13 protein-coding genes are annotated in these 13,342 nt (G+C 67.9%); 6 read left to right on the top strand and 7 right to left on the bottom strand.

The features are described from left to right. Nucleotides 1-2 precede the first annotated feature (2 nt). Nucleotides 3-1,403, top strand: a complete 1,401-nt coding sequence (locus H536_RS0102920) for an NAD(P)(+) transhydrogenase (Re/Si-specific) subunit beta (protein ID WP_024349035.1) — start codon at nucleotides 3-5, stop codon at nucleotides 1,401-1,403. A 93-nt stretch (nucleotides 1,404-1,496) separates the two neighbouring features. Here H536_RS0102920 and H536_RS0102915 read toward each other — a convergent pair whose 3' ends face one another. The 4 genes from H536_RS0102915 to H536_RS0102895 form a co-directional block, all read right to left on the bottom strand. Beyond that, nucleotides 1,497-2,054, bottom strand: coding sequence for a DUF992 domain-containing protein (locus H536_RS0102915; protein WP_024349034.1), 558 nt, complete (start codon nucleotides 2,052-2,054; stop codon nucleotides 1,497-1,499). Nucleotides 2,055-2,230: 176 nt separating this feature from the next. Further along, nucleotides 2,231-3,133 carry a tetratricopeptide repeat protein gene (locus tag H536_RS0102905; RefSeq protein WP_228238072.1) on the bottom strand — a complete coding sequence of 301 codons (903 nt, stop codon included), beginning with the start codon at nucleotides 3,131-3,133 and terminating at the stop codon, nucleotides 2,231-2,233. A 180-nt stretch (nucleotides 3,134-3,313) separates the two neighbouring features. Then, nucleotides 3,314-3,538, bottom strand: coding sequence for a 30S ribosomal protein S21 (gene rpsU / locus H536_RS0102900; protein ID WP_029702632.1), 225 nt, complete (start codon nucleotides 3,536-3,538; stop codon nucleotides 3,314-3,316). A 150-nt stretch (nucleotides 3,539-3,688) separates the two neighbouring features. After that, nucleotides 3,689-4,237 (bottom strand): DUF2380 domain-containing protein, encoded by a 549-nt coding sequence (locus H536_RS0102895; protein ID WP_024349033.1) that lies wholly within the window; start codon nucleotides 4,235-4,237, stop codon nucleotides 3,689-3,691. 230 nt (nucleotides 4,238-4,467) lie between these two features. On the opposite strand from H536_RS0102895, the gene H536_RS0102890 reads away from it, so the two are divergent. The 5 genes from H536_RS0102890 (at nucleotide 4,468) to H536_RS0102870 (ending at nucleotide 10,858) form a co-directional block, all read left to right on the top strand. Then, a complete protein-coding gene (locus tag H536_RS0102890; RefSeq protein ID WP_155898365.1) occupies nucleotides 4,468-5,397 on the top strand; it encodes a hypothetical protein in 930 nt (309 codons plus the stop codon). A 210-nt stretch (nucleotides 5,398-5,607) separates the two neighbouring features. Next, a complete protein-coding gene (locus tag H536_RS0102885) occupies nucleotides 5,608-6,861 on the top strand; it encodes a sarcosine oxidase subunit beta family protein (protein ID WP_024349031.1) in 1,254 nt (417 codons plus the stop codon). Nucleotides 6,862-6,877: 16 nt separating this feature from the next. Further along, nucleotides 6,878-7,255 (top strand): sarcosine oxidase subunit delta, encoded by a 378-nt coding sequence (locus H536_RS0102880; protein WP_024349030.1) that lies wholly within the window; start codon nucleotides 6,878-6,880, stop codon nucleotides 7,253-7,255. After that, nucleotides 7,252-10,233, top strand: coding sequence for a sarcosine oxidase subunit alpha family protein (locus tag H536_RS0102875; protein ID WP_024349029.1), 2,982 nt, complete (start codon nucleotides 7,252-7,254; stop codon nucleotides 10,231-10,233). The genes H536_RS0102880 and H536_RS0102875 overlap by 4 nt, the downstream gene beginning before the upstream one ends. A 61-nt stretch (nucleotides 10,234-10,294) precedes the next feature. After that, on the top strand, nucleotides 10,295-10,858 hold the full coding sequence (locus H536_RS0102870) for a sarcosine oxidase subunit gamma (RefSeq protein ID WP_024349028.1): 564 nt from the start codon (nucleotides 10,295-10,297) through the stop codon (nucleotides 10,856-10,858). 6 nt (nucleotides 10,859-10,864) lie between these two features. Here the strand turns inward: H536_RS0102870 and H536_RS0102865 are convergent, their stop codons facing one another. The 3 genes from H536_RS0102865 to H536_RS0102855 all read right to left on the bottom strand — a co-directional run bounded on the left by H536_RS0102865 (nucleotide 10,865) and on the right by H536_RS0102855 (nucleotide 13,319). Then, complete coding sequence (locus H536_RS0102865; protein WP_024349027.1) at nucleotides 10,865-11,479, bottom strand: glutathione S-transferase family protein; 615 nt, start codon at nucleotides 11,477-11,479, stop codon at nucleotides 10,865-10,867. Nucleotides 11,480-11,561: 82 nt separating this feature from the next. Then, nucleotides 11,562-12,143, bottom strand: a complete 582-nt coding sequence (locus H536_RS0102860; RefSeq protein WP_024349026.1) for an NADPH-dependent FMN reductase — start codon at nucleotides 12,141-12,143, stop codon at nucleotides 11,562-11,564. A 42-nt stretch (nucleotides 12,144-12,185) separates the two neighbouring features. Then, nucleotides 12,186-13,319 (bottom strand): DUF1513 domain-containing protein, encoded by a 1,134-nt coding sequence (locus tag H536_RS0102855; protein WP_024349025.1) that lies wholly within the window; start codon nucleotides 13,317-13,319, stop codon nucleotides 12,186-12,188. Nucleotides 13,320-13,342 lie beyond the last annotated feature (23 nt).

Here is a 13,342-nt window from a genome sequence, read left to right as displayed (position 1 = left end):
CGATGACAGAGAATTTCGCCGCCTTCCTGTACCTCGTCTCGGGGGTGCTCTTCATCCTCGCGCTGCGGGGCCTTTCCCACCCGACGACCAGTCGTCAGGGCAACATGTTCGGCATGGTCGGCATGGCCATTGCCATCGTCACCACGCTGCTTCTGGCCGGTCCGTCCTTCGGTAGCCTGGTGCTGATCGTGCTGGGTATCGCCATCGGCGGTGCCGGCGGCGCGATCGTCGCCAAGCGCATTCCGATGACGGCGATGCCGCAGCTCGTCGCAGCCTTCCACTCGCTGGTCGGTCTGGCCGCCGTGATGGTCGCCGCCGCGGCGCTCTATGCGCCGGAAGCCATCGGCATCGGCACGGTCGGCGCCATTCACGGCCAGGCGCTGGTCGAGATGTCGATCGGCGTGGCGATCGGTGCGATTACCTTCACGGGCTCCATCATCGCCTTCCTGAAGCTCGACGGCCGGATGAGCGGCAAGCCGATCATGCTGCCGTCGCGCCATCTCATCAACATCGCGCTCGGCGTGGTCATGGTGGCGCTGGTCATCGGCTTTGCCGTGACCGAGAGCCACGTGATGTTCTGGCTGATCGTCCTGGTGGCGCTGGCGCTCGGCGTGCTGCTGATCGTGCCGATCGGCGGCGCCGACATGCCGGTGGTCGTCTCGATGCTCAACTCCTATTCGGGTTGGGCCGCCGCGGGCATCGGCTTCACGTTGCAGAACCTGGCGTTGATCATCACCGGTGCGCTGGTCGGCTCGTCCGGCGCCATCCTGTCCTACATCATGTGCAAGGGCATGAACCGGTCGTTCATCTCGGTCATTCTCGGCGGCTTCGGCGGCGAGAGCGGTCCGGCCGGGGCCGACGATCTGGGCGACCGCACGGTCAAGCAGGGCTCGGCAGAGGACGCTGCCTATCTGATGAAGAATGCCGGCCGGGTCATCATCGTCCCGGGCTACGGCATGGCGGTGGCACAGGCCCAGCACGCGCTGCGCGAAATGGCCGACAAGCTGAAGGAAGAGGGCGTCGAGGTGAAATACGCCATCCATCCGGTGGCGGGCCGCATGCCCGGGCACATGAACGTGCTCCTGGCAGAAGCCAACGTGCCCTATGACGACGTGTTCGAGCTGGAGGACATCAACTCCGAGTTTGCCCAGACCGACGTCGCCTTCGTCATCGGCGCCAACGACGTGACCAACCCGGCGGCGCGCGACGACAAGGCCTCGCCGATCTACGGCATGCCGATCCTGAACGTCGACCAGGCGCAGACCTGCCTGTTCATCAAGCGCTCGCTCGGCTCCGGCTATGCCGGCATCGACAACACGCTGTTCTACAAGGACAACACGATGATGCTGTTCTCGGACGCCAAGAAGATGGTCGAGGACATCGTCAAGTCGCTGAACGACTAGGGTCTTCGCGACCCTTCGCTCTGCCCATGTGAAAAGGCCCTGCCGGCGATGCCGGCAGGGCCTTTTCCGTTTCTGGACCGTGGGTCGGGCGGCTTACTTCGGGCGGACTTCGCCCGGGCCTGCCGGGACGGCCGGAACCGCGACCGTGGCCGGCTCGGTGACGACCGGCTCGGCCGGCGTCAGCGTGAACTTCGACACGCCGATCGCGGCGTTAATGCCTTCCTGCGCCTGGACGCTGACCGGCTGCAGCGAATAGCTGTCCTGCGCGCCGCCGACGAGCACGTTGGCACCGCCGCCGACGATGGTCGAGGCATCCGCCGTGGCGCCGACATAGGTGCCCTGGAGGCCGTTCGGCTGGTAGGTGTAGCCGTCGGCCGTGACGACGGCCCAGGTCATGACCGTGCGGCCGGTGACGCCGACATCGAGGCCGAAGGTGTCGAGGGTCGCGGCATAGAGCTCGACGGGGCCGTCACCGGCCGGCGTGAACTCGCAGACCAGATCCTCGGAGGATCCGACGATGAAGCCCGTCGCGCCGTCGCTGTGGCAGCCGAGCACGCCGGCCTTCACTTCTGCCGCCTGGGCGGAGGTTGCGGCGAACGGTGCCGCGGCGAGCGTGGCTGCGATGGCGAGGCTCGAAATTCTGGAAATCATAAGGGCATTCCTTGCATTGTTCTGTCCCGTTCGCCGGGGAGAACAGCGCAGGAGCCTTCCTGTTCCGTGACGGATGATGTCATTTTGAAATGGCCGTGATCGCGGAGGTCACGGACGCTCTCCCGATCGCCGGGGAGAGCCGGCCCGACCGCTTGCGCGGCCGGGCTTCGTATTGATCAGGCGGCGTTGCCGCCGCGCGTGCGGGCCATGCCGTCCTTGGCCGGCACGTATTTAGGGTCGATCTGCGCGCCGCGCGCATAGGACTGGAAGGCGCGCTTGGTCTCGCCGCGCCGCTCATAGACCAGCGCCTGGTTGGTCCAGTACTCGGCCTTGGTGTCGTCGAGCTTCAGGGCGGTATTGAAGTCGGTGAAGGCATTCTCCTCGTCGCCGAGGGCGAGATAGGAGACGCCGCGTCCCGAATAGGGCTCCGAGGCGTTGGCCTGCAGCGAGATGGCCGTCGAGAAGTCCTCGATCGCCTGCTTGTGCTGGCCGTCCTTCTGATAGAGCAGGCCGCGATTGTGATAGGCGCGCGGGTCTGTGGTGTTCAGGTCGATGGCGCGCTGGAAGTCGGCCAGCGCCTCGCGGTTGCGACCGGCCACGCGGTAGACATTGCCACGGCCGATATAGGCGGAATCGTAGTTCGGGTTGATCCGCAGGGCGGCGTTGTAGTCCTCGACGGCCTTCAGCGGCTCGTTGGTCTGACGGTAGACCAGCGCGCGGTTGGCATAGGCCTGATGGAAATTCGGGTCGAGCTGCAACGCCATGGTGAAATCGGCGATCGCGGCCTTGTAGTTGCCGGCGCGGCCATAGGCGGTGCCGCGCACATTGTAGGCTTCGGGGTCCCGCGGATTGGCGTCCACCGTCTGGCTGAGCGAAGCCAGGTTCTGCTCGAGACCCTGGTTCTGGTCGAGCGCGATCGCGGTCACGGCGGGGCCGTCGGCGGTCTGGCAGGCGGAGAGAATCGCGATCAGCCCGAGCGCCGCGGTTGCCCGCAGAAGTCCAGCCGCGCGACCGGCGGGTTCATGCGGCGCGCAATGGTCGGCCGGGTGAAGGGCGATCGGGTGGGAAAGCTGCGGCATCGACGGACTGTTCCTCAAGAGACGGTTCGGACGTTCGGATCGCCTGGGACGCTCGCCCCGCGCGACGGCAAACCGAACTGTCCTATGCCATGCATGCGGTTGCGCCGCAAACGACGAAAGGCGGCGGCCGGAGGCCGGCCGCCGCACTTGAATCGCCAAAACGGTCGAAATTACGGCTGCTTAGTGAACGCGGCCGCCGGCCAGCAGGCCTTCGCGCTGGGCCTGCTTGCGGGCCAGCTTGCGGCTGCGGCGGACCGCCTCGGCCTTCTCGCGGGCCCGCCTCTCGGAGGGCTTCTCGAACGCGCCGCGCATCTTCATTTCGCGGAAGATTCCTTCGCGCTGCATCTTCTTCTTGAGCGCGCGAAGCGCCTGGTCGACGTTGTTGTCGCGTACAACTACCTGCACAGGGGTGTTCCGTTTCTGAAGTGTGGACGGGCCGTATAGGGACGAGAAAAGCTGTGCCGCGGAGCGTGTTGCTTCGAAGCGCGCTGGCCGATAGCAGATGATCGCCTTCTTGTCGAGGTCGTCCGGCCACACTGGCCGTGCCGAATCGCGTCAGCGGTTCGCAGCGCCGGCGGGACCGGGGCCAGCGGCATCGAAATCGGCCTGGGAGACATTCGTCACCACGAAGTCGGCGACCCTGACGAAGGCCTCGTCGGTGTCGCCGCGAAACGAGAGGACGCGGCTGAAGACGTCCCTGCGATCCTCGATGTCGATGATGTCGACGCGGCCCATGCCGACAAGCGTCGAGACCTTCTGGAAGGCCCCGAGCAGGAGATAGTCCACCTCGAGCGCCGCCGCGGCCTCGACCGCCTTTTCGACACTGAGCGTGCCGACGCTGCATTCGGGCTGGCCGCAGGTCAGCGCGACGACCTCGTAGGCAGCGCGGTCGGCGAGGCCCTCGCCGAGTTTCGATTCGAACAGCGCGATCCGTGCGGCATGTTCCGCCGTCCTGTCGCCCGGCTCGCCGGACGTATCGAGATAGTAGATGTTGGCGAGTGCGATCCGGGGCGTATCGCTGTTTGCCGCGGCAGATCCCGTGGCCGATACGGCGATGAGGCCGGCGGCGAGGCCGATGGCGAGCTTGCGTGGAAATCCGTTCATTCCTGGTTTCTCCGTCCTTTCGCCCACCCGCCGGTGTTCCGGCCATGTTGCATCGGTCTCGCCGTGTCCGCCCCAGAACAGGGGCCGGCAGGCAATCGCGATTTCACGATGGATATCGTATCCACCAAGAGTATATGCGCCCGCGCAGCCTTCGCTGCTTCAAGTGCAGTGCAAAATTGCCTAGGGTTGCGAAACTGACCCTAGGCCACCTGAGCGGGACACAACATAACATGAGTGACATTCGACGCGAGCGGACAATGGCTTCGGCCTCTGCACAGGCCTTGCCGCGCATCTCCTGGGGGGCGATCGTCGCGGGTTCGCTGCTGGCGATGGCGCTGCAGTTCATGCTCGGCCTGCTGGGCCTGGGCATCGGCCTTTCCAGCATCGAGGCTGCCGCCGCCGGGGATGCAGGTGCGCTCCTGTCCGCCGGGGGGCTGTGGACCATCGCGGTGGTCCTGATCGGCCTGTTCGTCGGCGCCTATACTGCCGGCCGCCTGTCCGGCAGCGTCTCTCGAACCGATGCAGTTCTGCACGGCGTCATCACCTGGGCCACTTCCACGCTGGTGGTGGTGTTTCTCCTGACCAGCGGTGCCTCGGCCGTGGTGGGCGGCGCCTTCGGTGCGATCGGCAGCTCGATTCAGGGGCTGACCCAGGCCGCCGCCACGGCCGCACCGCGATCGGATTCGGGGCTTCCCGATCCGATCCGCCGCGAGGTCGCGCAGCTTCTCGATCGCGCGGCGGCCGCCCCGGCCCCGCAGGCGGCGACCGACGCCGCAGGACCTGACGGCGAAGACGGCGTGGCGGGCGACGGTGAGGCGAATGTAGCGAGCCCCGCTGCGCCGGCCGGGTCTGTCGATCTTGCCGGCGCGGTGACGACGATCGCCGCCGGACTTGCCGAGGATGCCACGTCCGACGAGCGCACGGCCGCCGTGCAGGCGATTGCCGACGGAGCGGGCATCCCGACGGCGCAGGCGCGCCAGCGGCTGCAGGCGTTCCAGCAGCGTTTCGACGAGGCGCAGCGCGATGCCCGGCGCGCCGCGGCCGAGGCGGCGCAGGTGGTGTCCTCCGCCTCCTTCGGTGCCTTCGTCGCATTGCTGCTCGGGCTGCTGGTCGGCGCGGCCGGCGGTTTCGTCGGCCGGTCCCGCCGACCGGTGATGTAAGAGCGCCAGGGCCGGCGGCGATCGCGGACCCCGCGCCGTCGCCGCCGGCATTTCGTCGCTGCGTCACCGGCCGTCGCAATCGGAGCATGGTGCGGCGCGATCCCCGCTAGACATGAGGAGTGCGGCCATTGCTCCAGCGGGCAGGGCGGCGCTACACCTGACGGGCGGACGGTGTCCTTGATCGTGCGCCATTCGGATGCGGGGCGAATTATGCGACGATTTTCGGCCTTTGCGCTGGCACGCGAAGCGATGCGCAGCCATTCCGGCTGGACCGAGCAATGGGCCTCGCCCGAACCGCGCAAGACCTACGACGTGGTCATCGTCGGCGCCGGCGGCCATGGGCTGGCCACGGCCTATTATCTCGCCAAGGAGCACGGCATCACCGACATCGCGGTGATCGAGAAGGGCTGGCTCGGCGGGGGCAACACCGGCCGCAACACCACGATCATCCGCTCCAACTATCTCTATGACGAATCCGCCGCGCTCTACGACCACGCGGTCAATCTGTGGGAGGGCCTCTCCCAGGACCTCAATTACAACGTCATGTTCTCGCCCCGCGGCGTCCTGATGCTGTCGCACAACGAGCACGACCGGCAGGGCGCCCAGCGCCACATTCACGCCAACCGGCTGAACGGCGTCGACAACGAATGGCTGACGCCGGACGAGTGCAAGGCCTATTGCCCGCCGCTGAACATCTCGACGAACACGCGCTATCCGGTGATCGGCGGCGCATTGCAACGGCGCGGCGGCACCGCCCGGCATGACGCCGTCGCCTGGGGCTATGCCCGCGCGGCCTCGGCCCGCGGCGTGCATGTCCTCCAGAACACCACGGTCACCGGCATCCGGCGCAGCGCCGACGGCCGTGTGGCGGGCGTCGAGACCTCGCGCGGTTTCATCGGCGCCCGCAAGGTCGGCGTCGTGGCGGCGGGCAACACCTCCGTCGTCATGGACATGGCCGGCGTGCGCATGCCGATCGAGAGCTTCCCGCTCCAGGCGGTGGTCTCCGAGCCGGTGAAGCCGTGCTTTCCCTGCGTGGTGATGTCGAACACCGTCCACGCCTATGTCTCCCAGTCGGACAAGGGCGAGCTGGTGATCGGGGCGGGCACCGACCAGTATCCGTCCTATTCGCAGACCGGCAGCCTCTCGATCTTCAACCACACGCTCGACGCGATCGCCGAGATGTTCCCGATCTTCCGGCGCATGCGGATGCTGCGGACCTGGGGCGGCATCGTCGACGTGACGCCGGACCGCTCGCCGATCCTGTCGAAGACGCCCGTGCCGGGGCTCTACGTCAATTGCGGCTGGGGCACCGGCGGCTTCAAGGCGACGCCGGGCTCCGGGCATGTCTTCGCCCACACGATCGCGCGGGACGAGCCGCATCCCATCAATGCCGCCTTCAGCCTCGACCGCTACGAGACCGGGCGCTTCATCGACGAGGCGGCCGCGGCCGCCGTCGCCCACTAGCGCGGAAAGGCGGACGATGCTGCTGATCCACTGCCCCTATTGCGAGGACGACCGGCCGGAACCGGAGTTCCGCCATGCCGGCGAAGCGCATATCGCGCGGCCCTCCGCGGAGCTCGACGCCGGGCGGGCGGTCGCGGAATCCCTTTATCTGCGCACCAACACGCGCGGCGTGGTGTTCGAGCGCTGGCGGCATGTGCATGGCTGCGGTCGCTTCTTCAACGCCGCCCGGCATTCCGTGTCCGACCGGTTTCTCGCCTTCTACAAGGCCGGCGAGCCGAAGCCGGACATCGCCGCCGAGCATGGCCTTGCCCTCGATCCTCTCGGCGCGGGCGCCACGCCGGCAACCATCGGCGCCGACGGGCTCAATGTCGGTGGCAGGGAGACGGGCCAATGACGTCGCGGCGACTTCCCGAGGCCGGCCGTCTCGGCAATGCCCGGCGCATTGCCTTCAGCTTCGACGACCAGCGCTATGCGGGCCGCGAAGGCGACACGCTGGCCTCGGCGCTGCTGGCGAACGGCATCCATCTGACCGGCCGCTCGTTCAAGTATCACCGGCCGCGCGGCATCGTCGGCTCGGGGCCGGAGGAGCCCAATGCGCTGGTCGAGATCCGCCGCGACGCGGCACGGCGCACGCCCAATATCCGCGCCACCATGCAGCCGCTCCATGACGGGCTGGAGGCCGTCAGCCAGAATCGCTGGCCGTCGCTCGATTTCGATGTCGGCGCCGTCAACGGTCTGTTCTCGCGCTTCCTGACGGCGGGCTTCTACTACAAGACCTTCATGTGGCCGAAGACCTTCTGGCACCGGGTCTACGAGCCCTATATCCGGGCCGCCGCGGGGCTTGGCCGGGCGCCGGATGCGCCCGACACCGACACTTACGCCAATCGCTTCGCGCATGTGGACGTGCTCGTTGCGGGCGGGGGCGCAGCGGGTCTTGCCGCGGCGCTCGAGGCCGGCGCGAGCGGGGCAAGCGTCCTGATCTGCGACGAGAATGCCGGTTTCGGCGGCTGGCTGCGGGCCGAAAGCGGCACGACGATCGACGGCGTGCCGGCGATGGACTGGGTCGCCGATGCGGTGGCCCGTCTCGCGGCGATGCCGAATGTGCGGGTGATGCCCCGCACCACCGCCTTCGGCTATTACAATCACAACATGGTCGCGCTCTGCGAACAGGTGACCGAGCATCTGGCGCAGCCTGACCCGGCCCTGCCGCGCGAGCGGCTGTGGCAGGTGCGGGCGAAACAGGTGGTGCTGGCGACCGGCTCCATCGAGCGGCCGCTGGTGTTTCCGGACAACGACCGGCCGGGAATCATGCTGGCAGGTGCGGCGCGGCTCTATCTCAACCATTACGGCGTCGCGGTGGGCGAGCGGGTCTGCGTCTTCACAGCCCATGACGCCGCCTATGCCACGGCGCTGGATCTGAAGCGCGCCGGTGTGGACGTGCCGGCCATCGTCGATCTGCGCGACGAACCGGGGGCGGGTCTTACGGGCGCAGCGCGGGCTGAGGGCATCGAGGTGCTCTGCGGCTATGGCGTGAAGAGCGTACGCGGCCGGCGCCGGATCCGCGGGATCACCATCGAGGAGCTGCGCTCGGGCCACGACAATCGCAGCTTCGACTGCGATGCGCTGCTGATGTCGGGCGGCTTCACGCCGTCGGTGCATCTGTTCTCGCAATCGCGCGGCAAGCTCGCCTTCGACGCCGACCTGCAGGCCTATGTGCCCTCCGAGCCGGTGCAGGCCTGCGTCAGCGTCGGGGCGGCTGCCGGCCAGTTCGATCTCGCCGAAACCATTGCGGGCGCACGCCGCGCCGGTCGCGCCGCCGCTGGCGGTGATGACGCTGCGGCGGAGTCGGTCACGGTTGACGGCGCGGCCGGGTTCGGGGGCGGCATGGCCGGGGCGACGCCGGCGGCCGGTCCAGGCAAGGCCGTGAAGGCCTTTGTCGACTTCCAGAACGACGTGACGGCCCGCGACATCCGTCTCGCGGTCGCCGAGGGTTTCCGGTCGGTCGAGCATATCAAGCGCTTCACCACCACCGGGATGGCGACTGACCAGGGCAAGACGTCGAACATTCACGGGCTTGGGGTCGCGGCCGAGACACTCAGCCGGCCAATGCCGGAGGTGGGGCTGACCACCTTCCGCGCGCCCTTCACGCCGGTGTCCTTCGGCACCATTGCGGGCTTTGCACAGGGGGCATTGTTTGATCCGACCCGGCAGACGCCGATCCACGAGAGCGCGGCGGCAGACGGCGCGGTCTTCGAGGATGTCGGCATGTGGAAGCGCGCCTGGTATTTCCCGCGCGGCGCCGACAAGCACGCGGCGGTGGACCGCGAATGCCGCGCAGTGCGCGAGGCGGCGGGTCTCTTCGATGCCTCGACGCTCGGCAAGATCGAACTGGTCGGCCCCGATGCGGGAGCGTTTCTCGATCTGATGTATGCGACGCCGCTGTCGCGGCTCGCCGTGGGCAAGTGCCGCTATGCGCTGATGCTGAACGAGGCCGGCTTCATCATCGACGACGGCATCGTTGCGAAGATCGCCGAGGACCGCTTTCACGTCACCACGACGACGGGCGGTGCGCCGCGCGTGCTCAACCTCATGGAGGATTACCGCCAGACCGAATTCCCGGAGATGGCAGTCTGGACAAGCTCGATCAGCGAGCAATGGGCGGTGATCGCCGTGCAGGGGCCGCGGGCGCGGGACCTGATCGCGCCCTTCGTCGAAGGGCTGGACATCGGGCCGGACGCCTTCGCGCATATGTCCGTCGCCGAATGCCGCTTCATGGGTCTGCCCTGCCGGCTGTTCCGGGTGTCCTTCACCGGCGAGCTCGGCTTCGAGATCAACGTGCCTTCGGATTACGGCCGCAGCGTCTGGGATGCGTTGCGCGAACGGGGACGCAGCCTGGGCGTCGAGCCCTACGGCACCGAGGCCATGCATGTGCTGCGGGCCGAGAAGGGCTACATCATCGTCGGCCAGGAGACGGACGGGACGGTAACGCCGGCCGACGCCGGCATGGCGTGGGCGGTGTCGCGCAAGAAGGCGGATTTCGTCGGCAAGCGCGGGCTGGAGCGACCGGACCTCTCGGGCCCGGGCCGCAAGCAGCTTGTCGGCCTGAAGACCGCCAATCCGCTGACGGTTCTGGAAGAGGGCGCGCAGCTCGTTGCCGACCTGAACCAGCGCGTGCCGATGACGATGCTCGGCCATGTGACCTCGGCCTATCGCTCGCAGACGCTGGGGCGGTCCATCGCGCTGGCGATGGTCAAGGACGGGCGCAGGCTGGTGGGCCAGACCCTCTACGTGCCCATGCCTACGGAGACGATCGCGGTGGAAGTGACGGAGCCGGTGTTCTTCGATCCGGACGGGGAGCGACTGCATGGTTGATGCGCAGACGGATGGACCGAAGGGGGCAACGCCGGCGCATGGGGCCGGCAGGACCGGCGACATGCCGCGGCGGCTCTCGCCGCTCGACGGTCGCCAGGCCAGCGGGCCCGGCGTGACGCTGGTTCCGGCCGCGCCACGCCGCCGTCTGATCCTGCGGGCGAGGGGCGATGCCATCGCCGTCGCCGGTACCGCGCTCGGCCTGGAACTGCCCGTGCGGCCGAAGACGAGCGCCCGGCAGGGCGGCGTATCGGCGCTCTGGCTCGGACCGGACGAATGGCTGATTATTGACGAGAGCGAGGCGGCGGAATCCCTCGCCGCGTCGGATGGGCCCTTGGCCGAGTCGCTCGTCGCGGTCTCCGGTATCGCCGTGGTCGATATTTCCCATCGCAATGTCGCGATCGTGGCCCACGGGCCGGCCGCCGAAGCGGTCGTTGCCGCCGGCTGTCCGCAGGATATCCGGCCGGTCAGTTTTCCGGTCGGGGCCTGCAGCCGCACGGTGCTGTCGAAGGCGGAGATTGTGTTGTGGCGGACCGGCGAACAGCGCTTCGAGATCGAGTGCTGGCGATCCTTCGCCGATTATGTCTGGACGTTCCTGGCCGAGGCGAGCCGCGCTCCGGCGGTGTGAGACGGGTCAGAGCGGACGCATCGACCGCCGGAAGGCGTCGCGGTCGATGACTCGCTCGACATAGGCCTGGATGGGCGTGCTGTCGCCGATACGGGGTGCGCCGATCATGCCCGCCCAGCTCAATTGCGCGCCGATATAGAGATCGGCGGCGGAGAAATGCTCCCCCAGCAGGTAGGGGCCGCGCGACAATGCGGCTTCCAGCGTGTCGATCACGTCGTTGTAGCAGCCCCACCCGACGGTGGATTTCGACAGGGGGACGGCATCCTTGCGCATCATCGTCTCGGTCAGCGCCGGTTCGAAGCAGCTTCCGCCGAAGAACAGCCAGCGATAATAGCTGCCGCGCTCGGGGCGGTCCTGACGGGGCGCGAGGCCGGCGGCGGGATAGGCATCGGCGAGCCAGGCGATGATGGCGGGCGTCTCGGTGATCACGGTGCCGTCGTCCAGCACCAGCGCCGGGATCTTGCCCATGGGATTGATTGTCAGGAAGTCCGGGCGGCGATTGTCGCCCGCTTCGAAATCGATCGGCACGATGTCGTGCTCGGCGCCGACTTCCTCGAGCATCCACCGGACCATCGCGGCCCGGCTGCGTGGATTGTGGTAGAATGTCAGCCGACCCGGCATCGTCCGTCTCCCGACCATGGCCCTGCATCCGGGGCGATCATGGCAGAGTGCGATGACGAGGGGAAGTTACTGCCGGCCTGGCTCAGGACGGGGTGCCGTCGGCCTCGCGCTTGGCCTTCAGCGCCGTGGCGTACCATTCGAATTCGTCGAGCCATTTTGCAGCCGAGCGGTCGATCCAGTCCTCCGTGGCGGCGCCGTCCTCGCCCAGCGACTTGCCGATGGAGGGAATGGCGAGGATCGACGGCAGGCTGGGCATGCCCATTTCCGCGAGGATCGGGCGCAGCGCGATCGCCGCCCTGACGCCGCCGAACCGGCCGGCGGAATAGGAGACGATCGTCGAGGGGCGCCAGAAATACTCCTCGAGAAAATAGTCGAGCGTGTTCTTCAGCGCCGGCGGAACCGACTGGTTGTATTCGGCGCTGACGACGACGAAGCCGTCGGCCCGCCGATAGAGGTCGGCCAGCCGCTCCAGCTTCTCCGGTGCCTCGCCGCGCGGATATTCCTTGTACATCCTGTCGAGGAGCGGCAGGTCGAGCTCCATCGGGTCGACCAGCACCGGTTCGTGCCCACGTTCGCGCAGCTTCGCGATGACGAATTTCGCCGCCTTGATGCCCTGCCGTTCGGTGCGCACCGAGCCGAGGATGACGGGAACGAGCAGGGACATGGACGTGACCTCCTTGATTGCGAAGGAGGATCGTCCGCCGGGTCAGCCCACCGCGTCAAGCGTCAGGATGTGGTTGTCCCATTCGAGGTCGGCCCGGGTCGGGGTGTCGTCGTCTTCGAGACGGACGATGTCGCCGGCGCCGCTGGTCGCCATGAAGCCGGAACCGGCAGCGGCGAGGCCGCAGCCGTCGCGCAGGGCATGGCGGGAGAGGATGTCGCCCGTGGCGGCCTCGAGGATCAGCATCGTATTGCCGACCGGCGAGGAGACCGCGACGCGGGCGCCGTCGCGGCTGGTGGCGACCGAGCCGATATAATTGCCGAGGCCGGCGAGATCGGTTTCCGGCATGGCGGTGAGGGCCAACGGCCTGCCGGCTTCGGCAAAGCCCACCAGCGGCGGCGCGTCGCCGGATGCGCCCTGATACTGGCCGCCGAACCAGACCCGGTGCTGCGCATCGACGGCGATGTGATGCAGCGACAGCTTGTGCAGATGCGAGGGCAGCAGCTGCCGGTCGAGAAGGTCGCCGCTGCGCCGATCGATGAAGGCGATGGACGGCTCCATGGTGGCAAGGTTCAGTTTCTGCCGGCCGTAATCGGGGTGGGTCTCGATGCCGCCATTGGCGACGACGATGGTCTCTCCGTCGGGCATCAGCAGCGCCTCGTGGGTGTCCATGCCGTGGGAATCGAACTCGCCGATGCGCCGGTAGCCGGCCGCGACGTCGTAGACCCCGATCACGCCGTGCGCCGCGTCGTAGTTGTTTTCGGTGGCGTACATCAGCGCGCCGTCGGGCGAGAAGAAGCCGTGGCCGAAGAAATGCCGGCCTTCGATCGAGGTCAGGGTCTGGAGTGTCTCGCCACTGACGGGATCGAAGACGATGGCGAAGGTGCGCGGGCGGCGGGCGAAGACCACCGCGCGGCGACGGACGGGATCGTAGGCGACGTCGTGGCCGCGATCGGGCAGGGAGACGGTCGAGACGATCTCGCCGCGCTCGGAAAAGATCGCACAGCCATAGCTGCCGTCCGGCCGGCGGCAGGAGGCGCCGAACAGGGCGTCGGTTCGCTCAAGTGCAGCGGCAGAACGGGCAGTCAAGCCCCCGACGAAGGCGGCTCCGGCACCGGCGAGAAAGCGCCGACGGTCGAGAAGGATGCCGCGGCTGGCGGGATGCGGGCGGATGGACATGAGACAATTCCCGGCGCCTGCCA

This window comes from Aurantimonas coralicida DSM 14790 (assembly GCF_000421645.1).
GTDB classification, from domain to species: Bacteria; Pseudomonadota; Alphaproteobacteria; order Rhizobiales; family Rhizobiaceae; genus Aurantimonas; species Aurantimonas coralicida.
The sequence above is the reverse complement of the archived record's forward strand: the minus strand, read 5'-3'. Positions and strand labels throughout refer to the sequence as shown.